Annotated in this window: 23 protein-coding genes; 16 read left to right on the top strand and 7 right to left on the bottom strand. The window is 53.8% G+C overall.

The genetic code is table 11. The annotated features are described in order from the left end of the window. Positions 1-159: 159 nt before the first annotated feature. The 3 genes from pfkC (at position 160) to TGAM_RS07405 (ending at position 3397) form a co-directional block, all read left to right on the top strand. Positions 160-1542, top strand: coding sequence for an ADP-specific phosphofructokinase (gene pfkC, locus TGAM_RS07415; protein ID WP_015859078.1), 1383 nt, complete (start codon positions 160-162; stop codon positions 1540-1542). Further along, positions 1542-2024 carry a DUF4143 domain-containing protein gene (locus TGAM_RS07410; RefSeq protein WP_015859077.1) on the top strand — a complete coding sequence of 161 codons (483 nt, stop codon included), beginning with the start codon at positions 1542-1544 and terminating at the stop codon, positions 2022-2024. The genes pfkC and TGAM_RS07410 overlap by 1 nt, the downstream gene beginning before the upstream one ends. Positions 2025-2221: 197 nt before the next feature. Continuing rightward, entirely contained in the window at positions 2222-3397 is a 1176-nt protein-coding gene (locus TGAM_RS07405) for a hypothetical protein (protein ID WP_048811257.1), read from the top strand. A 56-nt stretch (positions 3398-3453) separates the two neighbouring features. Here the strand turns inward: TGAM_RS07405 and TGAM_RS07400 are convergent, their stop codons facing one another. Both TGAM_RS07400 and TGAM_RS07395 read right to left on the bottom strand, forming a co-directional pair. Further along, the gene (locus tag TGAM_RS07400; protein ID WP_015859075.1) at positions 3454-4476 is read right to left on the bottom strand and encodes a DUF3226 domain-containing protein; all 1023 of its coding nucleotides are present in this window, start codon (positions 4474-4476) and stop codon (positions 3454-3456) included. Then, positions 4477-4995: a DUF2391 family protein gene (locus tag TGAM_RS07395; protein ID WP_238516271.1), complete on the bottom strand. Its 519-nt coding sequence runs from the start codon at positions 4993-4995 to the stop codon at positions 4477-4479. It lies immediately after the preceding gene. Between the two features lie 87 nt (positions 4996-5082). On the opposite strand from TGAM_RS07395, the gene TGAM_RS07390 reads away from it, so the two are divergent. Beyond that, positions 5083-7308 (top strand): DHH family phosphoesterase, encoded by a 2226-nt coding sequence (locus TGAM_RS07390; RefSeq protein ID WP_048811255.1) that lies wholly within the window; start codon positions 5083-5085, stop codon positions 7306-7308. 16 nt (positions 7309-7324) lie between these two features. On the opposite strand, the gene TGAM_RS07385 is transcribed toward TGAM_RS07390, so the two are convergent. After that, a complete protein-coding gene (locus TGAM_RS07385) occupies positions 7325-8365 on the bottom strand; it encodes a hypothetical protein (protein ID WP_148206288.1) in 1041 nt (346 codons plus the stop codon). Positions 8366-8439: 74 nt separating this feature from the next. Next, entirely contained in the window at positions 8440-8898 is a 459-nt protein-coding gene (locus tag TGAM_RS07380; protein ID WP_148206287.1) for a hypothetical protein, read from the bottom strand. Between the two features lie 134 nt (positions 8899-9032). On the opposite strand from TGAM_RS07380, the gene TGAM_RS07375 reads away from it, so the two are divergent. Both TGAM_RS07375 and TGAM_RS07370 read left to right on the top strand, forming a co-directional pair. Continuing rightward, entirely contained in the window at positions 9033-9287 is a 255-nt protein-coding gene (locus TGAM_RS07375; protein ID WP_048811427.1) for a hypothetical protein, read from the top strand. A 46-nt stretch (positions 9288-9333) separates the two neighbouring features. Next, the gene (locus TGAM_RS07370) at positions 9334-10035 is read left to right on the top strand and encodes an HAD family hydrolase (protein WP_015859069.1); all 702 of its coding nucleotides are present in this window, start codon (positions 9334-9336) and stop codon (positions 10033-10035) included. A 16-nt stretch (positions 10036-10051) separates the two neighbouring features. Here TGAM_RS07370 and TGAM_RS07365 read toward each other — a convergent pair whose 3' ends face one another. Further along, positions 10052-12379, bottom strand: coding sequence for a DNA polymerase (locus TGAM_RS07365; protein WP_015859068.1), 2328 nt, complete (start codon positions 12377-12379; stop codon positions 10052-10054). An 82-nt stretch (positions 12380-12461) separates the two neighbouring features. Between TGAM_RS07365 and TGAM_RS07360 the strand changes: the two genes are divergently transcribed. From TGAM_RS07360 to TGAM_RS07345, 4 genes are all read left to right on the top strand, one after another. Then, the gene (locus tag TGAM_RS07360) at positions 12462-13817 is read left to right on the top strand and encodes an RsmB/NOP family class I SAM-dependent RNA methyltransferase (protein WP_015859067.1); all 1356 of its coding nucleotides are present in this window, start codon (positions 12462-12464) and stop codon (positions 13815-13817) included. Between the two features lie 178 nt (positions 13818-13995). Continuing rightward, on the top strand, positions 13996-14481 hold the full coding sequence (locus tag TGAM_RS07355; protein ID WP_015859066.1) for a hypothetical protein: 486 nt from the start codon (positions 13996-13998) through the stop codon (positions 14479-14481). Further along, positions 14438-16459 carry a hypothetical protein gene (locus TGAM_RS07350; protein ID WP_148206286.1) on the top strand — a complete coding sequence of 674 codons (2022 nt, stop codon included), beginning with the start codon at positions 14438-14440 and terminating at the stop codon, positions 16457-16459. Before TGAM_RS07355 ends, TGAM_RS07350 begins: the two co-directional genes overlap by 44 nt. A gap of 2 nt (positions 16460-16461) precedes the next feature. Next, positions 16462-17151 carry an ABC transporter ATP-binding protein gene (locus tag TGAM_RS07345; RefSeq protein WP_015859064.1) on the top strand — a complete coding sequence of 230 codons (690 nt, stop codon included), beginning with the start codon at positions 16462-16464 and terminating at the stop codon, positions 17149-17151. A gap of 11 nt (positions 17152-17162) precedes the next feature. Here TGAM_RS07345 and TGAM_RS07340 read toward each other — a convergent pair whose 3' ends face one another. Further along, a complete protein-coding gene (locus TGAM_RS07340) occupies positions 17163-17780 on the bottom strand; it encodes a TIGR00296 family protein (protein WP_015859063.1) in 618 nt (205 codons plus the stop codon). Between the two features lie 96 nt (positions 17781-17876). Between TGAM_RS07340 and TGAM_RS07335 the strand changes: the two genes are divergently transcribed. Genes TGAM_RS07335 through TGAM_RS07320 form a run of 4 tightly spaced genes read left to right on the top strand, consistent with a single transcriptional unit; the run spans position 17877 to position 21220 of the window. Then, positions 17877-18179, top strand: a complete 303-nt coding sequence (locus TGAM_RS07335; protein WP_048811426.1) for an MTH1187 family thiamine-binding protein — start codon at positions 17877-17879, stop codon at positions 18177-18179. Between the two features lie 2 nt (positions 18180-18181). Beyond that, positions 18182-19345, top strand: a complete 1164-nt coding sequence (locus tag TGAM_RS07330) for a DUF373 family protein (RefSeq protein WP_015859061.1) — start codon at positions 18182-18184, stop codon at positions 19343-19345. Continuing rightward, positions 19293-20339, top strand: coding sequence for a coiled-coil domain-containing protein (locus tag TGAM_RS07325; protein ID WP_238516198.1), 1047 nt, complete (start codon positions 19293-19295; stop codon positions 20337-20339). Before TGAM_RS07330 ends, TGAM_RS07325 begins: the two co-directional genes overlap by 53 nt. Positions 20340-20374: 35 nt before the next feature. After that, positions 20375-21220 carry a deoxyribonuclease IV gene (locus TGAM_RS07320; RefSeq protein WP_015859059.1) on the top strand — a complete coding sequence of 282 codons (846 nt, stop codon included), beginning with the start codon at positions 20375-20377 and terminating at the stop codon, positions 21218-21220. On the opposite strand, the gene TGAM_RS07315 is transcribed toward TGAM_RS07320, so the two are convergent. Beyond that, entirely contained in the window at positions 21217-22260 is a 1044-nt protein-coding gene (locus TGAM_RS07315) for a DmpA family aminopeptidase (RefSeq protein WP_015859058.1), read from the bottom strand. The genes TGAM_RS07320 and TGAM_RS07315 overlap by 4 nt on opposite strands. A 189-nt stretch (positions 22261-22449) precedes the next feature. Here TGAM_RS07315 and TGAM_RS07310 point away from each other — a divergent pair, with 189 nt between their 5' ends. After that, positions 22450-22749 (top strand): PadR family transcriptional regulator, encoded by a 300-nt coding sequence (locus tag TGAM_RS07310; RefSeq protein WP_015859057.1) that lies wholly within the window; start codon positions 22450-22452, stop codon positions 22747-22749. Between the two features lies 1 nt (position 22750). Continuing rightward, a complete protein-coding gene (locus TGAM_RS07305) occupies positions 22751-23947 on the top strand; it encodes an MFS transporter (protein WP_048811252.1) in 1197 nt (398 codons plus the stop codon). The last annotated feature ends 44 nt before the right edge of the window (positions 23948-23991 follow it).

The raw sequence follows: 23991 nt of genomic DNA, 5'->3' as shown, positions 1-23991 counted from the left end.
GACGTAACGGCTCTTCTTTTTCCCATGTTCATCACCTCAAAATTCAACAGGATAATTACGTGTACGTGCTTTTAAGATTTACCTGAACACGGGAGGTGATAACACTCCCCGAAACCCTTTTAAGATTTTGAACTTGCTACTCACTGAGGGTGATACATAATGATGGAGCTCCTCGACGAGGCAAGGAAGCTATCGATTTTCACAGCCTACAACGCTAACGTTGATGCAATAGTCTATCTCACGGGTGAGATAGTTCAGGGTCTCATCGACGAGTTCGGTGCCGAGGCCGTCAGGAGGAGAATGGACGAGTACCCCAGGGAGATAAACGAGCCGATAGACTTCGTCGCGAGGCTCGTTCACGCCCTCAAGACTGGAAAGCCGATGGCGGTTCCCCTCGTCAACGAGGAGCTCCAGAGCTGGTTTGATAGCCACTTTAAGTACGACGTTGAGAGAATCGGAGGTCAGGCGGGAATAATAGCGAACCTCTTAGCCAACCTCGACTTCAGGAAGGTAATCGTTTACACGCCCCACCTCGCGAGGAGACAGGCGGAGATGTTCGTACCAAAAAAGAATCTCTTCTATCCCGTAGTCGAGAACGGAAAGCTCGTTCTGAAGCATCCCCACGAGGCCTACCGCGAGAACGACCCGGTCAAGGTTAACCGGATTTTTGAGTTCCGCGCGGGGATGAGGTTCAAGCTTGGCGACGAGACGATTACCGTCCCCTATTCGGGCCGCTTCATAGTTTCTGCCCGCTTCGAGAGCATAAGGGTTTACACTAGGCCGGAGCTGAAGCCCTTCCTTTCCGAAATCGGCCTCCAGGTTGACGGCGCAATCCTCTCGGGCTACCAGGGGATAAGACTTCGCTATTCCGACGGAAAGGACGCGAACTATTATCTAAGGGAGGCCAAGAAGGACATCCTCCTGCTCAAGCGTGAGAAGGACGTCAAGGTTCACCTTGAGTTCGCCTCGATACAGAGCAGGGAACTCAGGAAGAAGGTCATCTACAACCTCTTCCCGCTCGTGGACAGCGTTGGCATGGACGAGTCGGAGATAGCTTACGTCCTGAGTGCCCTTGGCTACTCCAAGCTCGCCGACAGGATATTCACTTACAACCGCATCGAGGACACCGTCTTGGGTGGAAAAATCCTCATAGACGAGATGAACCTCGAAGTTCTGCAGATTCACACGATTTATTACCTCATGTACATCACCCACGCCGACAATCCGTTGAGCGAGGAGGAGCTCAGGAAGAGCCTTGAGCTGGCGACGACCTTAGCGGCGGCGAGGGCCTCGCTTGGCGACATCCGCTCGCCCGAGGACTTCAAGGTTGGCCTGAGTGTCCCCTACAACGAGCGTGGAGAGTACGTCAAGCTCCGCTTTGAGGAGGCCAAGAGACGGCTCCGCACGAGGGAGTACAAGGTTGTGATAATTCCGACGAGGCTCGTGGAGAACCCGGTTTCGACGGTCGGCCTCGGCGATACAATCTCGACGGGAGCCTTCACGAGCTACCTCGCGTTGTTGAAGGAGAAGGGCGCGCTCTGATGTTCTCTCGTTGTTTTGAAGACTTGTTCTTCGTTTTCTTCCTCCCCAGGTTCGCCCGCTCCGAGAAGGAATCCCTCAGGGCGCCGAAGAAGGTCTACCTAGTGGACACTGGCCTTGCCCTCTTCTCGCGTAAAGAGGCCGGAAGGGACATGGAAAACGCGGTCTTCCTTGAGCTACTCAGGAGGAAGCACTACACCAATCCTCTCATCATGGGGATTCACTACTATGGCGGCTCCGGCGAGAAGGAGGTTGATTTCGTGGTTTCTGAATCCGGGAGGGTCGTTGAACTGATTCAGGTCACCCTAAGCCTCGAAGATGCCAGGGAACGCGAGATTTTGGCCCTTACCCGCGCGTCCAAAACGCTCAACTGCAAGAACCTCACCGTTGTGACCCTTGACGAAGAGGGCATCGTTGAGTCTGATGGGAGGAAGATAAGGGTCGTCCCCCTCTGGAAGTTCCTGCTTGGGGTTTGGCCTCGATAATTATTTAATTCAGTGATTATGTTTTTGTGTGATTCATAAACTCCAAGCGGCCTTAATGCCCCAAACCATAAATAGCTCCAGCGGAGCTTTGCTGGCTACACTGTGCCGTTGAAAGGGTAGTATGCTTGCACAGAATACTAGCTATGAATGGCAATTGTTAAATATCATGATGAGCATACATTGTTTTAGTGATTCCCATGAAGGGTAAGGCAATTGTACTGTTGACGACGATCCTCGCCGTGTTGGGGGTTCTTGTGATAGCACTTCACGCTCACTCGTCCCCCTCGGAGGTCGTGGCGATTGAGATTCGGAATTCTACGGGGGCGAGAATTCTTGTTAAGGCCCTCTATCCCGATGGCTTTAGGGAAATTCGGCCCCTCTCGATTGAGGGAGAAACCGTTTATCTGGACGTATCAGGGCTGAGAAGAGCATGGGGAGAGGTGGTAGAGAGGAGATCCTACGGAGGCGAGCCCTTCATCGTGCTGACCGTTGTGCGGGGCGGTAAAGTTGCCGTTCACGGGATCTCTCTGGGAGAAAAGGCCCGCTCTTCAAAAATAACGATCGTCCCAAGCTATAGGCGGCTTTCGCAGGTTAACGCGTCGCTTGGGCAGAGTGGAGGCACTTCCCGTACTTCCAGCTCAGATGATGTCTACGAGATCTTGGAAAACTCGGAAGAAAGAACTATCCCAGCGGTCGTTGCGGAGGTTCTAAACTTTGACCGCAACAGCTGGGGGCAGGTGACCTGGGGTTATCTCCAAAACGCGCGCGTTGGATTCGGAGTTTACGTCTTCCTCAACGGCGAATTGATGAAGGTCGGGACGATCTACCTCTACAGCCCCCGTGGGGGTAGTGTTTCCCACGCGGCTTTTGGCCGCGGTGAAAGCGTGTACGTCTGGATGAACTTTATCTACAGGTACGAACGCTGGAGTGTGCACGTAAACGGTGGCAATTTTTACGAGGAGTACGTCTTCGTAAAGGGCTTCGAACCCGCCTCGCTTTCGTGGGGACACGAGAGGCCGCCCAACGTAATGCCCGCCCCGGTTAGTTCGTGGAAGCTCGCGGGCAGATACACCTCAGATACCATCACGTATCCATACTACCAGTTCTCGCTGAACGAGCTTCCCAGTGATTATTTCTCAATTGATGCCTCCGGTTTTGTCTCAGCCCTGTCTTCAGAAGGAGCAATTCCCGGCGTTTGGCCTGGGAACTTCTCCATTGACGTGAAGTACAAAAGCGGTAACATGAGCGCCTTCACCTTCACCCTCGACCTTTACGGTGAGAGAGGTTCGTGCCACCCGGTCTTTGAAGGACTATCCAAAGCTCAGGGGAAATATCACGGCGTTCCCCTTGTTGCGTTTCGCATTGGGGGATAACAACCCCTTTCCAATTACGTTACCGTTCTCAGTAATCCGCCAAATAAATCCGAAAACTAGGGCATGAATGCAAGATATCTCAGCCCCTCCATAAGCCCGGCTTCCCTCAGGACGGCTTTAATGTTCCTGAAGCGGGAGCGCATGACGAACAGCTCGTAAAAGCCCTCGAGGTTGCCCCAGTGGCCGTATGCAGAAAGCGCTAAGTACATCACTTCCTTGGGCTTGAGCTTTCTCCCGAGGCTTCCGTTGAGCGCTTTAATGCCCGGCCGTACCTTATTAAGTAGCCCCTCGCGCTCGATGAGGTGGAGCATCAAATCTTCAACCGTCGGCTTCTTCCACTCTATCAGCTCGTCCTCGAAGGGCAGTCCAATAACGAGCGGAATTACCTCGGTGTTTCCAACGAGGTAGCCCATAGCGGTCGTTCCCTGCTCAAAGCCCGAGAGCTTCCCAGCTATCGAAGCGAGGGCGCTTTCCCTGCTCTCGTCTATGTCAATTGCAACGCCAACCCTGTCAACGCTGAAGTCAAAGACTTTCATAGCTCTGAGGAAGTTTCCGAGGTTTCTAACTACCCCCGAGTTGCCCTCGCTCGGGATAACGGCGAGGTAAACTCCGTCCGATTCCCTCTTCAGAAGGTCGAAGTTGTCGCGCTCAAAGACGCGCTCTATGAAGCGGAACTGGTGTGGAGCATTTCGGCTCTCCCTGAACTCGAAGAGCTTCTTGAAAACGGCCTTGAAGAACTTGGCGTCGGTCTTCCCCTCGACGAAGAGTATGCTCACTTTAGCCCTTTCTCCCGAGAAACCCCCTCTCACGTCAAAGTCGAGGTACTTCCTAAGCTCGTAGACTTCCTTCAGGGTTAAGATCTTGCCCGTGTCCGAGTAAATTAGAACGTTCTCCTCGCCCTTCCTGAAGCGGTTTGTGATAAGGTCTATCAGCTCTAAACTGGCAGTCACGATGGTCTCGTCTCCCTTCAGTGAGCCCACGAAGCCAATCAGCTCGTCACGGTTCTTCCTGTACTCGGGGAAGAGGAGCGAGTTTTCGTCGGCGAAGGCCTCCCAGTGCTTTCCGGTTACAAGTTTCATTCACCTCACCATATCAACCGTTATCGCGCCGATGACCGCGAAGGTGCTCACGAGTATGGTCGCGTTGATGTACTGAATGGCCGTGAAGTCGGCGAGGTTGTTTATCCCGTAGAGGTATATCAGAACGGCCGACGTCAGGTAGGCTATCAGGGTGACGGTCAGGAGCCTCTTGGGCACGTGAAAGAGCTCCTCCCTCTTCAGGTTTCCTATCCGCGATTTGGCTATGAAGAGATACGCAACGCCGAGTGTCATAATGAGTATCGCTATAGAGCGCCCAACCGAAATGTCCTTGGCTATGTCCCAGAGTTCCTCCGTGAAGATGAAGGGTAGGGCGAAGGTTATCGCCCCGACTATCTCCTGCGCTATATCGTCCCAGCCGAGGGAGTCGGGCTTTTTCTGCTCTTCAAGGTTCTCAATATGCTTCGTGAGCTCTTCAACACTCTTCCGGAGTTTTTCCAGTTCAACCACCTCGCGCTCAGGTTCGGGGCTCATCATCCCATCAGCATTGGATTCACTCATCATCGCGGTTTTCACTCTTCCCGACACTATAAAACCGTTTGGGAAAAGACTATAAGACCATGTCAGATTCTACCGGTGGTGGGAGCGATGGTAGTCAAGGAGTGTCCCGAGTGTCACGGAACGGGAAAGGTTAAGGTCGGCGAGAAGGAGTGCCCCGTTTGTGAGGGCTGGGGCTACGTTCCGGCTGACTTTAAAATCGGGGACAAGCTCAAAGGTTACAGAAATCTCGATTACTTTGGCGTTGAAGACGAAGTTGACGAGATTCCGTGTCCCGAGTGTCACGGTAAGGGAACCGTGCCGGTTTACGACACCTGTCCAACATGCGGGGGAACGGGCAAGGTACTCGCCTGCGACATCTGCGGCAAGATAAGAGGGCCCTGGGAACCGGGTATGGAGACGACGTGGGTATGTCCTGATTGCCTGAGGAAGTACAAGGTCGTCTACATCCTCGACAAGACCTGCGACTACGAGGACGTTGAGATCGGAAACGTTTACAAGGGAACGATCGACAGGGTGGAGCGCTTTGGCGTCTTTGTCAAGCTTAATCCGCACGTCGTTGGCCTGATCAAGAGGAAGGATCTCTTGGGCGGAAGGGAGTACAAACCGGGGGAGGAGATACTCGTTCAGGTTCTCGACGTCAGGCCCGACAAGAGGGAGATAGACCTAATCGAGTCGGCGCTCAAAAACTACAAGACGGTGACTGTGAGAAAGGAACTGCCCGTAACGCCGATAGCCGAGCTCAGCAAGGACATGGCAGGTAAGACCGTGAGGATACAGGGAAGGGTCACCCAGATACAGGTAACCGGCGGGCCTACGGTCTTCACGATAACCGACGGAACGGGAATAACCTGGGCGGCCGCCTTTGAGGCGCCGGGAGTGAGGGCCTACCCGAACATAAACGTCGGCGACATCGTGGAGGTCATAGGCAAGATAGCCTTCCACTCCGGTGAAATCCAGATAGAAGTCAGCGACATGGCAAGGCTCTGGGGGCCGGACGCGGCGAGGGTGAAGCAGCAGATAGAGGCCGAGCTCGACAAGCGCGCCCAGCCGAAGGACGTTGGCTTCCTCGTCCAGAGCGAGGTCTTAGAGAAGCTCAAGCCTAAGATTATGAAGGCCGCCTTCATGATACGCAGGGCCATCTTCGAGGGCAGGCCGATTCTCCTGAGGCACCATTCGGATACCGACGGATACACCTCAGGCCTTGCCCTTGAATACGCGATAGTCCCGCTGATTGAAAAGATATCCCCAGACCCGCAGGCGAGGTGGAAGCTCTTCAAGCGCAGACCGAGCAGGGCACCGTTCTACGAGCTGGAGGACGTTCTCAAGGATATAATCTTCATGGTCGAGGACCACGAGAAGTTCGGCGACCCGCTCCCCCTCGTCGTCATAGTTGACAACGGCGGAACGAGCGAGGACATTCCGGCCTACAAGAGGATAAAGGCCTACGGGGTTCCAATAGTGGTCATAGACCACCACGACCCGCGCGAATGGGTGAGCGAGGACAAAGCTAAGGTCGATGAGTACGTCGATGTTCACGTCAATCCTCACCACGTCAAGCGCGGTTACTACGAGCTCACCGCCGGAATGCTGGCAACTGAAGTGGCCCGCTTCGTCAACCCCGATGTCGAGGACAAGATAAAGCACCTGCCGGCGATAGCTGGAACCGGCGACAGGAGCAAGGCTCCAGAGTTCTACCAGTACCTCGAGATTGCCAAGAAGGCTAAGGGCCTCACCGAAGAAGACCTGAAGAAGATTGCCGAGGTCATAGACCACGAGGCATTCTACTGGAAGTTCATGGACGGGCACGGGATAATAGACGAGATTCTCCTCCTCACCGGCAACCTGCAGAGGCACCGCGAGCTGATAAACGCGATTTATCCAGAGGTCAAGGAGAAGCAGGAGAAAGCTTTAAGGGCCTCCCTGCCCCACGTCAAGAGCGTCGTCCTGCCAAACGGCATAAGGTTCAACACCATCGACGTCGAGCTCTTCGCGCCGAAGTTCAGCTATCCTTCACCGGGCAAGCTGAGCGGTTTAATCCACGACCACTTCAAGGAGAAGTACGGCGAGGATTCTCCAATCCTAACGCTCGCCTACGGGCCGGACTTCGCCGTGGTTAGAGCGAGCGACGGAATGGCGGCTTATAACTTCGACCTCAACGCCATAATTCCAAAGCTCCAGGAGAAACTGCCCGCGGCAGGAATCGAAGGCGGTGGCCACAGCTACGCGGGGTCAATTAAGTTCTTCGAGGGCATGAGGAAAGAGGTTCTCGAGGAGTTCGCGAAGCAGGTCGTTAAGCTGAAGAAAAAAGAATGAGCAAATGAACGGCCACTCATCCATTTTCTTTTGTGGGACATACTAACTCTGAACCCGGCTTAAGGCATCCGGGCGCTCCTCCTTTCTCTTCTGGGACATAGACGTCGAGGAACATCGTCGATATCCGGTAGTACTGTCCCTTATACCAGAAAACTGCGGGACTTTCGTAACGTGTAACCCTGTATTCAACGTCCTTGGAGGCAGGAGAGATCGCCACTGCCACAGTTGAGAACTCCTGTTTGTTGGAGGTTATCCCCACTGTGGCCGACATCAGAGGCTGCGCCAACGATGAGGGCACGCTTTCACCCAGCAACGGAAGGAGCGGTATCCCACGGCTGAAGAGGGGGCTCTCGCTTTCATAGCTGAGAACTTTTATGCTATCGATTACCTTCGCCCCGCTCATCCAGCTCTCCTCGCCTCTGTAGTACCTCTGGACGTAGTACATGGTCCTTGACAGCACTCCCGGGGTTTCAACTGGATCATTGGCCTCGGGGGTATTGTATTCCACCCGATACTCTCCGACCATTTCCCCGTTTTTTATTTCGGGGACGAACGCTATGAAGTACGCGGACTCGCTTGTATTCCAGTCCCAGGGACAGCCCTTCCCGACGAACTTCCAGTACCTGGCGATGACGTATCTTCCTCTCACACCCATTCCGAGAAGAGTTGCGCCCCTTATTTCAGCGTTCCTCCAGAAGTCCTTCTGGTAATTGAGCCAGATGCGGTTACCCCTAAGTTCGAGCACCGTGTCTACAAGCTGCGAGTGAATATCCAGGCTCTTTGTCTGGTACGCTAGGACTCCCGAGAACCTTATCCCAACGTCTTCGGTGCTCTGGAACTTTTCCTTAATTACAACGTTGTTGATCTTTGAAGTGTCGCCGTGAAGGTAGACGTTCCCGAGCGGCACGAATGAGCTTCCGCTGTCCAGGACTTCCCCAAGCTTCCAGTACTCCCTCAAGACGGGGTCCTGCTCGGTAACGCTGCACCCATGAGAATTGATAGAACTGTTTGACCAGTCGGGTATGGTGGTGGGAATTTCAGTTTCAACACTTTCCAACCCTTTATTCGTGGAATCTTTAGATAACTGTGGAGTTTTCCCCATCGGAACTAACTCTCCGCGGAGGGCTACCTTTACGGTATACCCCCAAGAACCTTCTCTGGATCGAGCACGAGAGAGGAAGCTATCGAATAGCTTTGATTGCCTTCCACCACCGTCCCCAGCAGTATCAAACCGGGAACAACTTCCCCCGGCTTTAGACCGTTCCTCTTCCCGTACTCGGCCCATTCCCTGAAGTACCACAGCAGTTTCTTTCGGGGGATTCTAAGGGTACCTTTTCCGAAGTACAGGCCGAGATCAACAAAAGAGCCGTTCGGGAGGATTCCCCCGATGCTGAGGCTCTTCGGCCCCTTTCCCGGCAGTTCGAACTCCAGGGTTGGCTTCATCAAGGGGAAAGTTCGGTAGTACTCAATTTTGGTGTCTACCTGAACCTCAACGTTCTCTGGAGAAAGGTACCCTCTGACTAAAGCGGTGGAACACATCAACACTATCAAGAGAGTTGCCACAGCAACGTACACTCTCCTTCCGGCCATTTTTGTCACCTTTATGTTCTCCAATTGTAATCCCAGCAAAATAGCTTTTAATAAATTTCGGTGGGGATAGAGACCAACTACACCTTTTTAAACTCCCATGCTGAGATAGATATACAAACAACGGGGGAACAATGATGAAGGTAGTTCTTGAGGTGACTTTTAGAATGGGCGGAGTGAACTTCCGCGGTACGAGATGGGAGGACGGAAACCTCATTTTTGAGTTCGAGAGGCTCGGCGATGCGTTCATCCAGGTTCTCAGCTACCAGCGGGTTGAGGCCGAGGTTGAAAAGATCCCGAAGAAGGTTCTCGTCGAGCTGAAGACGAAAGAAGGGGGAAAGGTCTTCGAGGCCTTCGAGCGAAACGGCCAGTACCTGGCGGTCGAACCTTAATCGCTTATCTTTTAAAGCGGAGTTTCGTTCTTCCCTTGGTGAGAACATGAAGCTCGTCTCATTCGACGTCTGGAACACCGTTCTCAGCATGGACGTTATGCTCGATGCTTTCTCGGTTGAGCTCACCAAGCTCATGGGGGCCTGCATACTCGATGTTGTCGAGGGAATACTCCTGACGCGTGAGAGGATAAAGGCCATGCGCGCTAAGGGAGAGGGAAACCCGAGGCGGGCCCTGGAGGAGAGCCAGGAGATGCTGGCTGAGCTTCTTGGAATAGACGTCGAGCTGGTAAAGCGGGCGGTTGCGAGGGCCGTTCTCAAGGTCGATGAAGAGATAGTGCTCCCCGGAGCCAGAGGAGCCCTTGAGGGAGTTAAGCGGAAGGGCTTGAAGGTTACCGTCACGGGCAACGTGATGTTCTGGCCGGGTTCGTACACTAGGCTTCTGCTCGAGCGCTTCGGCCTCATGAACTACATCGATAGAACCTTCTTCGCCGACGAGGTTCTCGCTTACAAACCCCTGCCAGAGATGTTCAGAAAGCCCCTGGAGACCTTCAACGTGAAGCCTGAGGAGGCCATACACATCGGCGACACCTATGCTGAGGACTTTGAAGGTGCCCTAAATGCAGGCCTCTGGGCGGTCTGGATTAATCCAGAGGCCGAAGGTGTGAGGAGAATCCACGAGAGGGGCTTCGAGGTGCCGAGCGTCGAGGGGATTCTGGAGGTGCTGGAAAGGATAGAAAAGGAGGGCTAGCGAAGGAGCTTGGCCTTCACTTCTTCCCTTTCACCTTCAGCCACGCGCCCAAACCGACCTGCTTCGTCTTCTGGTACCTCAAATCCTCCTTCCGGTAGCCGAAGGCTTTTAGAATCCTCTCCACTGCCGGCAGAACCTGGTTCTCGATGTAATATTCCGCATCGTAGCGGTGCTTCGTCGGGTCGAATTCATCGGCTGGAATCGCCCTGTCACCTATCCTGCCAGAGCCCTTTAGGACGATGTAGCTTATCACCGTTCCAGGACGGATTTTGACGCCCTTCGCGGCGAGCCTCTTCGCAACGGCAACGTGCGGGCCAGTAGCTTTATAGTCCCTCAAATCGCGGGTTATCTGTTCGTGGATTACCAGCTTCTCGGGCGGAACCTCGTACTTGCTCAGCTTTTCGGTGACCTCTTTGACTATCCTGACGGCCTCCTCGACGTCACCGTGCTTGAGTATCGCCTCAAGAACCCTCGCCTGCGTCTCCTTCGCTATCTCGCTCCAGTCGCGCCTCACAATCTCCAGCCCGCGCGTTGTTATCTTGCCCTCCTCGTCTATCACTGCGTACTTCTTCTTCGTGACAAAGAAGCCCCTCACGTAGAAGCCCTCGTATTCGAGTTCGAGCAGGCCGGGCAGTTTCGCGTTGATGTACTTGAGGAACTCCTTGGCCTTCTTCTTCACGGTCTCGGCGTCAGCTCCTGGGATTGTTGCAAAAAATCCATCTGTGTCCGCGTAGAGCACTTTAAAGCCGAACTTCTCCTCTATCTCGCGAATGGTGGTTTCTATGTACTCCCTTCCCCATGCCGTAACGCTCTCGGCGCACTCCTTGCAGTACCACCGGGCCTTGGCGTAGCCGTAGTAGCCGTAGAAGCTGTTGGCGAGGATTTTGATGGCCCGTTGCCTGTAATCGAGGAGCTTCTTCTCAAGCGGGTCAATCGTAGCCTTCATCTTCCTCTTTATCTTCTGTCTCTCCTCAAGCAAATCTCCCAGGAGGCTTGGTATGAACCCCGGAAAGTCCTTGCAGAATTTATGCCCCACCTCCGGGGCGACGTCGTACTCTTTACAGCCCTCGCGGTTGAGGGTATCCGGCGATACGTTGTGGGTTATGATAATTGAGGGGTAGAGACTACGAAAGTCTAAATACACAATATTGTCCCATAATCCACGCTCTGGTTCCTTAACGTACCCACCCGCATAGCTCTCGCGCCGTCTCGCAAGTTCCCTCTCGTCGGGCTTGTTTGGGGCGAGCTCGTTTCTCTCGTAGGCCTTCCGCAGGAGGAACCACTCCACGAGGTTGCCGGTGCTTGAGCGGGAGACGTCCCAGAGGCTCTGGCCTATGAGCCTTGAAAGCTGGGCCTCCATCGGAAAGAACTCCCTTCCCAGCTCGTAGGTCACCTTCGCGTCCTCCATCGAGTAGCGGGCAACCCTTTCAAGGCCCTCCCCGCTCTCCCAGGCCTCTGTTATCTCCTCGGCGTAAACCTTCTCCTTTGGCTTCCCGAAGACGGCCTCGTAAACGGCCTCAAGGGTGTAGGTCGGGAGGTTTATCGTGCGCCTTATGACTGGATAGAGATCGAAGTGTATCCTACCCTTTACCTCGACGGCGAAGCGGTCGCCCATGCGCTGGATCTTCGGCTCGCTTCCGTCTCTCCCGAGCGTGAACTTTATCCCGAGTTTCTCACAGCGCTTTTTCAGGTAGGCGAAGTCGAAGTTGTCGCCGTTGTAGGTGATGAGCACGTCGGGGTCCTTCTCCTTGACGACGCGGAGGAAGCGCTTAATCATCTCCTTCTCGGTCGAAACGACGTCAACGTACGGAAGGTCAATCTTCTTCCAGGTTATCACCCTTGCCTCGTTCTCGTCGGCGTAGCTTATCATGAGAATCGGCCCGGTTCCGAACTCCTCGCCTTCATGGTAGAGAGTCTCGATGTCAAAGGCGAGCATCCTGAGCTCTTCGTCCCCCTCCATCGGAATCAGGCCCTTGTCGATGAGGTAGCGCTTGGCGAAGGGTATGTCGTACTCGTAGATGTCCACAACTGCTGGATGGGCGCGTATCTTGTCTCGAATCGCCGGGACGTCCTGAGGATGGGTGAAGTAGAGCTTCCAGACCTCTATCGGCCTGCCGAGGAACTTCCTCTGCACCTTCTCGGCGCGCTTCACCTTGACGACCGCCCCGTGCCTTTTGGCGGTTACTTTCTTCACGTCTTCTATTGCCGAATCATCCTTCAGGAGGGCGTAGAAGTATGGCTCGAAGGTTCTGTCGTACTCGATTTTAAACTCGCCGTTCTCCTTCTTGAAGACCCTTATCACGGGCTTCCCGTTCTCGGTGATGTAGTCGGTATCGAGAATCATGACTCACACCTAAGGGTTTATCGAACTGGGAACTAATAAACCTCACCGCCAGGTTTTTAAGGTATCCCTCGGAGGGCCGAGCATGGAGCTGTTTTACAAGGTGAGCTTTCAGGAAGTCGTTGCGGACGCTTTGAGCTTGGTTGAGGAGCGCGAGCTTTCATCGAAGCACGCCCTTGAGCGGGTCTTCCGGAAGGTTGCTGGAAAGGACAGGGAGAAAGCTCGTGGATTGGCTCACGCCTATGTCTTTGAGATTGAGAAGTGGAGGGCCAAGATAGACTTCATCATCAACTCCGTGCTGAAGGGTTCGAAGGTGGAAGACCTTGACCCCTATTTGGCTAATCTCCTCCGCATCGGGACGTTTGAAATCCACTTTCGGAAGGTTCCGCCCGCCATAGCTACCGACTCTATAATCAGGGTCGTTAAGGAGCGCTTTGATTTCTCGAGGGCGAAGTTCGTCAACGCGCTGATGCACTCGATAGAGAAGTTCGACGTCGAGAGGGCTTTAAAACGGCTCAAGGAGAGGGACAGGATAGAATGGCTCTCCGTCCGCTTCTCCCACCCGCGCTGGTACGTCGAATACGTGATAGAGCTTTTAGGCTACGACGAAGCTGTAAGGCTTCTTCTCAGCAACAACAGGCCGCAGAGGTACTACGTCCGCGCGAACACCCTCAAGACCGACATGGACTCGCTGAGGGATTACCTTGAGGAGAACGGCGTGAGGACGGCTTTAACTCCTGTTCCGGACGTTTTGAAGGTTCTTGACTATAAGACGCCGGTAACGAGGCTCGACTGGTACAAAGAGGGGAAGTTTGTCATTCAAGATTTGGCCTCTGCCTACGTCGCCCACGTTCTCAATCCAGAGCCGGGCGAGAGGGTCCTTGATTTGGCCGCTGCCCCTGGTTCAAAAACCTTCCATGCCGCCTCATTGATGGAGAACAAAGGCGAAATAGTCGCGGTGGACTACTCCTACGACAGGCTCATGCGCATGAAGGAGAAGATGAAGATTCTGGGCATCAAAAACGTCAAGCTCGTCCACGCGGACGGCCAGAGCTTCAGGGATAAGGCCAAGTTCGATAGGATAATCCTCGACGCGCCGTGCTCAAGCTCCGGAACCTACAGACAGTTCCCAGAGGTCAAGTGGCGCTTCGACGAGAGGAAAATTAAGCGCATAATAAGCGTCCAGAGGAACATGCTCCGCAACGCGTACGAGAACCTCCGCGATGGCGGGGTGATGACTTACTCGACGTGCTCGATAAGGATCGATGAAGACGAGGAGAACGTCCTCTTCGCCGTCGAGAAGGTTGGATTGGAGCTTCTCCCCTACGATTTCAGCTGGGGTGATAGGGGCTTCCTCGAAATCGGCGATAGAGTCTTCCGCGCGTGGACGCACAGGCACGACTGCAACAGCTTCTTCATAGCGAAGATGGGCAGGCAATAGCCCCGCATGATGTACTACTTTTTCTTGTTTGTGCTTATTGTTTTCCGGGGATGTATTAAGCATCACACAATTTATAGAAGTCTTTTAAATGATGAACCCTACCGCGGCTTGACAGGCTCGACGATCATTGGGCTACTGGACGTCCAAGTGAAATCAACATCCGTTTGGAGGTGCCGGAATGAAGATCAGACCAATGATAAAGCACTACTCCAAAGTCTTTCTTTCCTTCCTTCTCCTCGTTTTTCTCGTCGCGATAATGCCAGCGACGGTAAGCGCCCTTATAAATCAGGCGACGGAAATGAAGCTTGGGGAGTTTTCGGGGAGCTATTTTTCGTTCCACTTCGTGCAGGAGGATTACGATGACACCCATGTTATTTATCTGAGTGATGGAGAACTTCCTGCCGGGGCCGAACCTCCCCGTTCGGTGAAAGGTTATGGGGGACTCTCCGTAAACGAAATCCGGAGAATGTTTGCCAATGCTGGAATAAGGGCCACGGACGTTTACCTCCCACTGTACATCTCGGATGAAAAATCCGATTATTGGATAATTTTGGTGCCCCTTTTAGGTGGATACGAAGGGGATGACTGCTACGTTTCGGATGAAACTGCCAAGGATAAAAATGGAAGGGGTCAAAATAACATATCGCTATACTCACTTCATTGATGAGTCACAGGGCTATGATGACGTTGCTACCATCAGGGTTAACACCGTTAAGGTTCTCCCGGGAAACGACGAGAAGAGCAGAGTTCTCAGGGCGATTCTAAAGAGCTGGGAGAAGTACGGTGATAGAGCCTGTATAGCCTCTCCAGAGTTCGCGAGAAAACTTCTCGAGCCCTACGGCGTTGGAGACGACCTCGGAGAGCTCTCCGTGGGGGGTCAGGGGATAATTGTTGCAACCGATGGAAGCCAGAGCATAGAACAGATCTACCAGGCCCTCTCCCAGGAAGCAGCCAGGTACAACCTCTCCGTCGTTATGAGGGTTGTAACGCCCCGCTGGGTTTTTGCGGTGGAATCCTCCACCGGAAGGAGCCTCTGGGACTACCTGTGGAGCTACATAGCCCTCTTTCTCCCGGCCCTGCCTGCGTTGCTTGTTATAATGGGCCGGGAAAGGGAAGACGAGGAGAGGATGAGGTATCTAATCTCGACCAACGGGGGCAGGAAAATCGTCCTGGACTTAATAACCGCCGGAATCGTTCTCTTTGCCCTTGCACTGACAGCTCTCCTCCTCGACAAAAGGGCCTCCCTACTCTCGGCGGCGATGCTCCTGCTCGTTTACGTTCTGAGGAACTTTTTGGCGGGAAGAGAGCTCGGAAGAAGGTACACCATCGTGGCTTTCTCTCTGGTACTTCTGGGCGTACTTGGAATTCTGCTCCATTACAACTTCACGCTGAGGTTCTACGCATCGGGCATCTTGGGTTATCTCCTCTCCCTCGGCAACTCTGACGCTTCGCTGTTGCTCACGCTGGTGGCCTTCAGGTATCTCCCCGGGGTTTTGATATCAGTCGGGGCCCTTTCGCTCGTTTTCCTAGTGACAAGGATCGGAAAACCCGGGCACAGGGCCGTTTCAAGGCTCCTCTTCCCTGGGATCGCCTCAGTAGGGATGCTGTTCCTCTACACGTCGTTGCTGTTTTCGGCCCCGGTGGTTTCCCTTGCCTCGATACTCGATGCCTACAGCGGCGGCGCAACGGGGGTGGTTAACTTCGGAGACTCAAGGGACCTGCCCAAGGTCTACAACCTGACCCTTGAGGCAGTCTCGGGAAAGGACGTGGTCTACTCCACCCTCTGGGAGGCCGGCACCGTTGTCCAAGGTAGTGGGATGACGTATTCAACCCATGGCAGGCTCCTATGCTATGACGAGGACTTTCTGGAATTCTTAGAGAAGGCCGGTAAGACAAGCACTACTGCCCAGCTGCTCTACCACAAGCTGTCCTCTAATCCCGAGGGGATCGTGGTTTCCAGCCATTACCTCAATGAAATCAAAAAGGCCGGAGCTGTTCGGATTTCGGGTAAATCTCTCACCTTTACAGTAGTAGACGATGAGTGGAATCTCCACGAGATCTCCGCCCCCTATGAGACCGTTGACCTGCTTCCGGGAGGCATCGACGGTCTTCTCGTCTCGTGTGAAGTTGCGGCGAAAAACGGCCTTAGTCCCAAACCTGCGTTCATTCTGCTCAGCGGGGACTCCAAAACGACTGGGGAAGTGATGGAAGAAGTGAACAGAACGGCCGCCTTGCATCCGGAAGCGTTTGACAAGCTGTGGTCCATGGAGGGGATCTCCACCCACGTTGAGTCCCAGTTTGGAGACCCGAGGAGCTTCCTTCCATTGTTGCTCTCCGGCTTCCTTATGGTAGTCACCGGGCTGGTGGTGGGGCTCAGAGATGGAGACCGACTGTCCAAGCTGGCTGAGATCATGAGAGTCAACGGGGAAGAGCCGCTGTCCCTCTTTGCAGTCGTCATAGCTCCAGCCCTTGTCGTGCTGGCATTTGTTCCCGCCTCGATGATCCGGGACGGCTACTACCTGGCCTTGACGGGCTTCGTAAGCGGAAAGCTGATGTTGCTCGGCCTCGTGCCACTGCTGGGCCTCTTTGCGGGCCTCATCAGCTACTTCCTCCTAATAGTAGGGAAATTGAAGGGGGTGTGATTTTGGCAGAGGGGTGGAAGATCACCTGCGAAGGCCTCACCGTCAGGTATAAAACGGGAGAAAGTCAAACCACGGCACTCCATAAGTTCAGCGGTTCCTTTGTCCCCGGAAAGATAACGGTCGTGTTCGGCCCGAGTGGTTCGGGAAAGACGACCCTGCTGAAGGCCGTTGGGACGCTTCTCAAACCGACTGAGGGTAGGGTGGGTTATAACGGGAAAAATCCCTACGAGCTTCCCAAGAAGGAACTGCTCGCCCTCAGGCGAGAAATTGGAATATCCTTCCAGCAGCCGGTCTTCGTTTCCCAGCTCACGCTATGGGAGAACATAGAGCTTGTACTCAACTCCTCTGGTAAGTTGAACGATGACCACAGGGATCTGGCGGTTGATCTGGCGGAGCGTCTTGGCATTGAGAAACTGCTGTCGAAGAAGCCCACCGAGGTCAGCGGCGGCGAGCTCCGGAGGGCCTCGATAGTCATGGCCCTCGCGAAGGATCCCTCGGTCGTCATTCTGGATGAACCCACCGCCTACCTGGACGAAGAGTCGTCAGAGCGGGTTGTAGAGATCCTCAGGGAGCTGAGAGAAAAGGGGAAAACAATCGTTGTCTCGACTCATGATCCTGAGCTTATCCGCATTGCAGATGTCACTTACAGGCTCAGGTACGGTAGGGTCGTTGGATCTGAAATGGGCTCTTGAATTTATTATTTTTATACCAGCGGTTTCCTCCTAACGGGTCCCCGCGGATATTCTTCCTCGAAAATCTCCGCGGTGAAGCGGTAGACCTTTGTGTCCGGATCGAGCCAGCAGTCGGGCGGCAGGCCGGCCTTCCAGCAGGTCTGAGCTAAGAACTCCTCCTCGTCCCAACCCCACTCCACCGGCACCTGCGGGAGCAGTAAACCTGAGTAGAAGCCCTTCTCGACTATCAGGCCGTCCCTGCCGACCTTTATCTTCCTCGGCCTCTCCTCGGGCGGGCCCTCGATGGGTTCGGGAGGAGTTAGAACGCTGACCTCGACGGTGAGCTCATCTAGCTCCTCGGGTCTGACCGGCGGGAAGCGCGGGTCTTCAACGGCCGCGTGTATGGCCGCTTTAATCGTCGCCTCGACCAGCGGGTAAATCGGCAGGGGAAAGCCTATGCACCCCCGGAGAGCCATCTGGGGTGGAGCCCTATAGCGGTTGAGCGTTACGAAGACTCCCATCTTCTCCCAGAGTTCTGGCGGTGTGTCCTCTGGCGGTTCGATTACTCTTCCGTTCCTCACGTACTCCTCGATGGCTTTCCTCGCGAGCCTGACGAGGAACTCACCCCACTCGTCCTTAATCCTGTACATGGTCTCACCCCGATTAAATTATCCTTAGGTTATTTATTAACTTAACCTGGCGCAAGGTTTAAAATGCGTCGAAGGAAGTTAAGGCAGGTGCCGAAAGTGGTCATCGTGGGGTTTGTAATCGTCCCCCTCGGAGAAACGAGTTTGAGCAAATACGTGGCGGAGGTAGTAAAGCTTTTAGAGGAGAGGGGAATTAAGTATCAATTGACTCCGATGTCAACGATAATAGAGGTTGAAACGGTTAGGGATGCCTTCGATGTGATCGAAGAGGCGCATGAGTTAATGTTCAGGCTCGGTGCCAAGAGAGTTTCAACGACAATTCGGATCGATGATCGGCGCGATAAGCCCGTTCGCATGGAGGACAAGGTCGAATCAGTCCTGGAGAAAGTTCGTGGGGGGTAGTGATGAAAGTTCTCGTGCTGGCCATCGATAGGGACGATGACTTCGGTATAAAGGCCGGTGTGAAGGGCCCTGTGATCGGAAAGGGCAAGTGCATTGACGCCGCTTTGAAGCTCAGCCTGGCGGACCCTGAGGACAGCGATGCCAACGTTGTTTATGCTGCGGTTAAGCTCTACGATGAACTAAAGAAGAGCGGGGAGTTTGAGGACGTGGAAGTGGCCCTCATCACCGGTCACCCCGATGTGGGCGTTAAGAGCGATATTGAGCTCGGAAGGCAGTTGGACATCGTCCTGAAGAAGTTTCCGGCGGATGGGGTTATTCCCGTTACGGACGGAGCCGAGGACGAGCAGGTCTTCCCGATACTGTCCTCCCGCTTGCCCATTGTATCCTCCAAAAGAGTGGTTGTCAAGCAGAATGAAACCATTGAGACCACGTATTACGTGATCTACCGATACATCAAAGAGATCCTGAGTGATCCCGAGGCTTCGAGGGTTTTTCTTGGAATCCCGGGTCTGATATTCCTGCTGTACGGAGTCGGTAAGCTGATTTCCGTAAGTTACCCCCAGAGCATGAGTATCATCTCGAACATAGTGGTTGGCATTATATTGCTCTTCATCGGTGGCTACGCCTTTACCAAAGGCTTCCGCATCCAGGTGTTCAGGGCCCTTACAAACGAGTTCATTCAGGTCATCTTTGGTGTTTCCGGTCTACTAATCATAATCGCAGGCATGATAAACGCCTACGTTAACATCGATGCATATGCAAGACAGCTCTTAGGCTACGTCCCACAGCCGGGCCCGATAAAGTTCATTTTCTACATCCACGCCATCAACACCACGATCATAATAGGTATCGCGGTGGTGCTCGTCGGACGCATTGTTCAGGCTTACCTGCGAAAAGACACCCACATCTGGTATAACATAGCGGGTCTTTTAATACTGCCCACATTCTGGATAATAATCGACGTGACAACCAGGTATGCCCTGGGAGTCATAAACTTCCATTCTTTCGGCACCATACTGGAAATCCTTGGCGCTTTCGTCGATGTCATCTTTAGCGTCATTATCTCAACTTTCATAAGGAGGTACCTCATATCTTGGGGCAGTGGTGGTAGCGGTGGAGTTGAAGGGTCTTCTGAAGAGATACGAGTCTCTGAAAGCAGAGCGTGAGGAGAAAATCGGAAGGGCCCGAGAGGAGTACCTAAGGAGGGTTCGTGTCCTGATTCGTGAGATCCTCGATGGTCTGGACGAACTCGACAAAAAAGAACCGCCGGTAAACGTTGATCCCCACCTCCTGAAAATCGCCCTCCGGGAAAGGAAAACCTATGTCTCAACCCTCCGGCGGATCCTCGAAAGCGTTTCCTCTATGGAAGACCTAGGACGGAAGCTTGGGGAGCTCTCAAAGCTGCACGTTGGTCATGGGAGGTACCTGCTGGCGATCTTCGAGAGGGACGTCTACAAGATAAACCGCCTTCTCAAGGAGCTGGGGGAGCTGTACACCGAGTACTCTGCCGAGATGGCAAAGCTGAAACTTCCGGAGGTAGATCCAGGTAGAACCTTTGAGGAAATCGAAAAAACGAGGAAGGAAATACTGGAACTGGAAGAAGAGCTTGAAAAGATCGGGGAGCGCATCTCCGAGCTTGAGATGGCCCCGGCTAACGAGGATGAGATGGAGCTGATTTCACGCCAAAAGGAGTCGCTTGAGGTTAAAGTCAGAACGCTTGAAACCGAAGTACGCTCCAAGGCCTCGAAGCTCCAGAAGCCTCTAAAAAGGATGCGTCTTCCGGAAGCGGCTCCTTTCCTGCGGGATTCCTCCTATGCCGTTGAGCATCCGGAGGAATTCCTGAAGCTCGTCAAAAAAGTCCGTTCAAACCTTGACGGGAAAAGCAGGAAAGCTGCCGACTGGATTTTGAAGAACTTTCCGGCAAAGATTGAGGAACTTCAGATGGTTAAGGCCGAGCTTTCGAGGATAAAGGAGAGGGAAGCTGAGCTAATGGCTTCGTCATCCGGCAGACTCAGGGAGCTTGAAAGCCTCAGAAGACGGGCCCATGAGATTGAAGACGAACTTAAAAAACTCCACCACAGGTTGGAATTCCTGGAAGAGGAACTACAACGGGAGAGTGAAGTTCTCAGGGCTTTGCTTGAGAGGGAACAGCAAGCTTAATAAGTTAGGGTGCCCTAATCAAACTGGTGGGAGAGATGTTCAAAGTTGACAGGTTGCGTTTCGGAACGGCTGGAATACCTCTCTCAACGCCGAAGCGCTCAACTATAGATGGCATCATCCACGTGAGGAACCTCGGGTTAGATGCGATGGAGCTGGAGTTCGTCAGGGGGGTTAACCTCAAGCCGGAACTCGCAAAGAAAATCAAATACGTCGCCAAAAAGCACGACGTCCTGCTCACGGCGCACGCTCCTTACTACATCAACCTCAATGCGAACGAGAAAGCAAAGGTCGAAGCCAGCAAGAGGAGGATAATTCAAAGCGCTGAGAGGCTTCATCAGGCGGGTGGCTGGAGCGTCGTCTTTCACGCCGGCTATTACATGAAGCAAGACCCTGCGAAGGTTTACACCCGGGTTAGGGATGCGCTGAAGGAAATCGAGAGGGAGCTCATGGACAGGGGGATAAAGGTTTGGATAAGGCCCGAGCTGACAGGGAAGCCGACCCAATTCGGCGATTTGAAGGAGATAGTGAAGCTGAGTGAAGAGCTTGAAATGGTTCTTCCGACGATAGACTTTGCCCACGCGCACGCGAGGAACAGAGGTAAGTGCAACTCCGCCGAGGAGTGGCGTGAGATGCTGGCCTTCATTGAAGACCGCCTCGGCAGAGAGGCTTTGGACAACATGCACATTCACATGAGCGGCATCGAGTACACGGAGAAGGGAGAGAAGAGGCACCTTCCGCTCCAGGAGAGCGACATGAAGTGGGAAGACCTGCTCAGGGTTTTAAAGGAGTTCCGCGTTAAGGGCGTCGTCATAAGCGAGAGTCCAAACATCGAGGAGGATGCGCTCCTGATGAAGAAGAAGTACGAAGAGATAAGGGTTTAGGCCTTCTCGAGCCTCCCGTACCTTTCCATTATCTCGAGCAGTTTCTCGACCGGCAGGGCGTACCTAACGTGGCCGTTGCCCTCGACGGTTTTCGCCTGCAGGAGGGCGTTGATTATAGCCTCTTCAGTCGCCTCAGCGGTTGCCTTGAAGAGCCTGCTGAGGGCGTTGTCGGGCAGGAAACCTATCGGATGTGGTTCTTTGTCGAGTGGAACTGTTTGAGCGGTCGAGAAAGCTAAGACGACGTCGCCACTTCCGTGATAGGCGTAGCCACCCGTCCTCGCGAGACCCACAACTGCCCTCTTCGCGAGCCTCTTCAGTTGCCTCGCGGTTAGTGGTGCGTCCGTTGTGACAACCATCGAGATGCTACCCTTCGCGGAGGACCCTCTTCCAGGATAGTCCCTCAGCTCAAGGCCGATGGGAACGCCAGCTACCGTTAAGTCCTCCCGTTTTCCGAAGTTCACAAGGACGAGCGATGCAACGGTGTATTCCTCGCCACTTATTTCAACGACCCTTGAGGAGGAGCCTATCCCACCCTTGAACTCGAAGGCGCTCATTCCTGTTCCCGCTCCAACGGCACCTTCCCCGAAGTCCAGCGAGGCGTTTTTGACGGCCTCGAAGTAGTGCTCCTCCTTAACCGCCATCTTCCTGATGTTGTTGAGGTAGGAGTCGTTGCACTCCATAACGACCGGGGAGACGCTCTTCAAATCGGGGTTCAGCTCAATCATGTGCTTTATCATCGCGCTTGCGACGGTATAGACGCTCAGCGTGTTGGTTAAAGCTATCGGCGTCTCGATGTAGCCGAGCTCGTTGACTTGAACGAAGCCTATCGGCTTGGAGAAGCCGTTCATGACGAAGGTTGAAGCAAAGAGCCTCTCCCTGTATGGGTTCTTAACCGGCGGAAGGAGAACTGTCACGCCTGTTCTTACGTCACTGCCCTCGATGAGCGTTGTGTGGCCGACCTTAACTCCCAAATCAGCTATCGAGTTCCTCTTTCCGTGCTCGTGAACGCCGATTTTTATTCCCAGCTCGGGGGCCTTCATTCCAATCCCCACCTTAACCTACGGGGAGGATGGTTTTTAAAGGCTGAGGGGTAATGGGATGGGGCGATGACGAATAGCAAGCATTCTGAGAAATGATGAAGTGAACACCCTCCGAGCCCCTTCTGAACTTCCGGTTTTGACGGTCAGGTTTTTAAGCTTAGATATCGTATTCCGATATCGGTGTCCGATATGATTCGGCGCGTGCTCTTGGGCTTCATGGGGATTCACGTGCTTCACCACGCAAGCAGGGAGGGAGTGACGGGGAAGTTCATGATGGACGAACTCAGAAAACACGGCTACAACGTCAGTCCCGGAACGATATACCCCCTCCTCCACAGAATGGAGGAGATGGGCCTTCTGAAAAGCAGAACGGAAGTTAGGAACGGAAAACGCGTGCGGGTGTACACAACGACCCCCAAAGGTGAAAAACTTCTTGAGGAAGCCAGGAACAAGATTAGAGAGCTTTGCAAGGAGCTCCTAGGTGATTGAAATGACCGAAGATGGATCAAAAACCGAAAAGAAAGTCTTCGGAATAAGCTGGAACGTCTTCGTCCTCGGATTGGTCAGCTTCCTCAACGACATGAGCAGCGAGATGATAAACCCAGTAATCCCGAAATACCTCACGGACGTCCTTGGAACCGGTGAGCTCCTGAGCGGGACCCTGATGGGTGCCATAGAGAGCCTCAGTTCACTCTTCAAGGTGGCCTTTGGCTACTTCAGCGACCGGTTTAAAAAGAGGAAGGCCTTCATCTTCGCTGGCTACGCCCTCTCGACCTTTGCTAAGGGTGCCCTCGCGTTTACAAGGCACTGGTGGGACTTCCTGAGTCTAAGGGTTCTCGACCGCGTTGGAAAGGGCATCAGGACGGCCCCGAGGGACGCCCTCATAGCGGAGTCCTCCGAAAAGGGGAAGACAGGGAAGTCGTTCGGCTTCCACAGGATGATGGACACCCTCGGGGCAGTTGCGGGGCCTCTGGTCGGCATAGGACTGCTCCACCTGATGCGCGGGATTGAAATCGGGAGGGCCTACCGCTACCTCTTCCTATCCGCGGCTGTTCCCGGCCTGCTGTCCCTCCTGATCATCGTCTTCCTCGTCAAGGATCGCGGGAGGGAAGTCAAGAAGAAGATAACCGGTGTCTCAGCCCTGAAAAGCCGGAGTCTCCGATTGTTTCTCCTGGTAATAGCGGTCGGTGCCCTCGGCAGGTACAGCTACGCCTTTACCCTCTGGAAGGCCGGGGAGCTGGGATATTCCCTTAAAGGAGAGATGGCCTTCTACGCGCTCTTTAACCTCATGTACGCCCTCGCGGCTTACCCGATAGGAGTTTACTCGGACAGGGTGGGCAAGAAAACGCTGATAACAGCGGGCTTCCTTATCTCCGCACTCGCATCGCTGGCGTTCGCCTACGCCCGGGGACTCGGAACGCTTATCCTTGCGTTCGTTCTCTACGGTATCTATATAGCTATCGAAGACACAGTTCCAAGGGCCTACATGGCCGACCTGGCGAAGGACTTTGAAAAGGGGACGGTGATAGGGGCATACCACACCGTCTTTGGGGTCTTTGTCTTTCCTGCGTCGGTGATAGCGGGCTGGCTCTGGCAGAGCTATTCCCTGACTTACTCCTTCCTCTACGCGGCTTTCATGAACCTTCTGGCTTTCGTCTTGATGATCCTGATCAGGGATCATCGTTGACATTTCTACAATTTTTTAACGTTTTTTCCGGTAAAATTCGTCAA

The sequence above is a fragment of the Thermococcus gammatolerans EJ3 genome (assembly GCF_000022365.1).
Taxonomy (GTDB): domain Archaea; phylum Methanobacteriota_B; class Thermococci; order Thermococcales; family Thermococcaceae; genus Thermococcus; species Thermococcus gammatolerans.
The sequence above is the reverse complement of the archived record's forward strand: the minus strand, read 5'-3'. Positions and strand labels throughout refer to the sequence as shown.

Coding starts and splice junctions, on each gene's coding strand:
- pfkC (WP_015859078.1), top strand. CDS start 160: ATGATGGAGCTCCTCGACGAGGCAAGGAAGCTATCGATTTTCACAGCC.
- TGAM_RS07410 (WP_015859077.1), top strand. CDS start 1,542: ATGTTCTCTCGTTGTTTTGAAGACTTGTTCTTCGTTTTCTTCCTCCCC.
- TGAM_RS07405 (WP_048811257.1), top strand. CDS start 2,222: ATGAAGGGTAAGGCAATTGTACTGTTGACGACGATCCTCGCCGTGTTG.
- TGAM_RS07400 (WP_015859075.1), bottom strand. CDS start 4,476: ATGAAACTTGTAACCGGAAAGCACTGGGAGGCCTTCGCCGACGAAAAC.
- TGAM_RS07395 (WP_238516271.1), bottom strand. CDS start 4,995: ATGAGTGAATCCAATGCTGATGGGATGATGAGCCCCGAACCTGAGCGC.
- TGAM_RS07390 (WP_048811255.1), top strand. CDS start 5,083: ATGGTAGTCAAGGAGTGTCCCGAGTGTCACGGAACGGGAAAGGTTAAG.
- TGAM_RS07380 (WP_148206287.1), bottom strand. CDS start 8,898: ATGGCCGGAAGGAGAGTGTACGTTGCTGTGGCAACTCTCTTGATAGTG.
- TGAM_RS07375 (WP_048811427.1), top strand. CDS start 9,033: ATGAAGGTAGTTCTTGAGGTGACTTTTAGAATGGGCGGAGTGAACTTC.
- TGAM_RS07370 (WP_015859069.1), top strand. CDS start 9,334: ATGAAGCTCGTCTCATTCGACGTCTGGAACACCGTTCTCAGCATGGAC.
- TGAM_RS07365 (WP_015859068.1), bottom strand. CDS start 12,379: ATGATTCTCGATACCGACTACATCACCGAGAACGGGAAGCCCGTGATA.
- TGAM_RS07360 (WP_015859067.1), top strand. CDS start 12,462: ATGGAGCTGTTTTACAAGGTGAGCTTTCAGGAAGTCGTTGCGGACGCT.
- TGAM_RS07355 (WP_015859066.1), top strand. CDS start 13,996: ATGAAGATCAGACCAATGATAAAGCACTACTCCAAAGTCTTTCTTTCC.
- TGAM_RS07350 (WP_148206286.1), top strand. CDS start 14,438: ATGGAAGGGGTCAAAATAACATATCGCTATACTCACTTCATTGATGAG.
- TGAM_RS07340 (WP_015859063.1), bottom strand. CDS start 17,780: ATGTACAGGATTAAGGACGAGTGGGGTGAGTTCCTCGTCAGGCTCGCG.
- TGAM_RS07330 (WP_015859061.1), top strand. CDS start 18,182: ATGAAAGTTCTCGTGCTGGCCATCGATAGGGACGATGACTTCGGTATA.
- TGAM_RS07320 (WP_015859059.1), top strand. CDS start 20,375: ATGTTCAAAGTTGACAGGTTGCGTTTCGGAACGGCTGGAATACCTCTC.
- TGAM_RS07315 (WP_015859058.1), bottom strand. CDS start 22,260: ATGAAGGCCCCCGAGCTGGGAATAAAAATCGGCGTTCACGAGCACGGA.
- TGAM_RS07310 (WP_015859057.1), top strand. CDS start 22,450: ATGATTCGGCGCGTGCTCTTGGGCTTCATGGGGATTCACGTGCTTCAC.
- TGAM_RS07305 (WP_048811252.1), top strand. CDS start 22,751: ATGACCGAAGATGGATCAAAAACCGAAAAGAAAGTCTTCGGAATAAGC.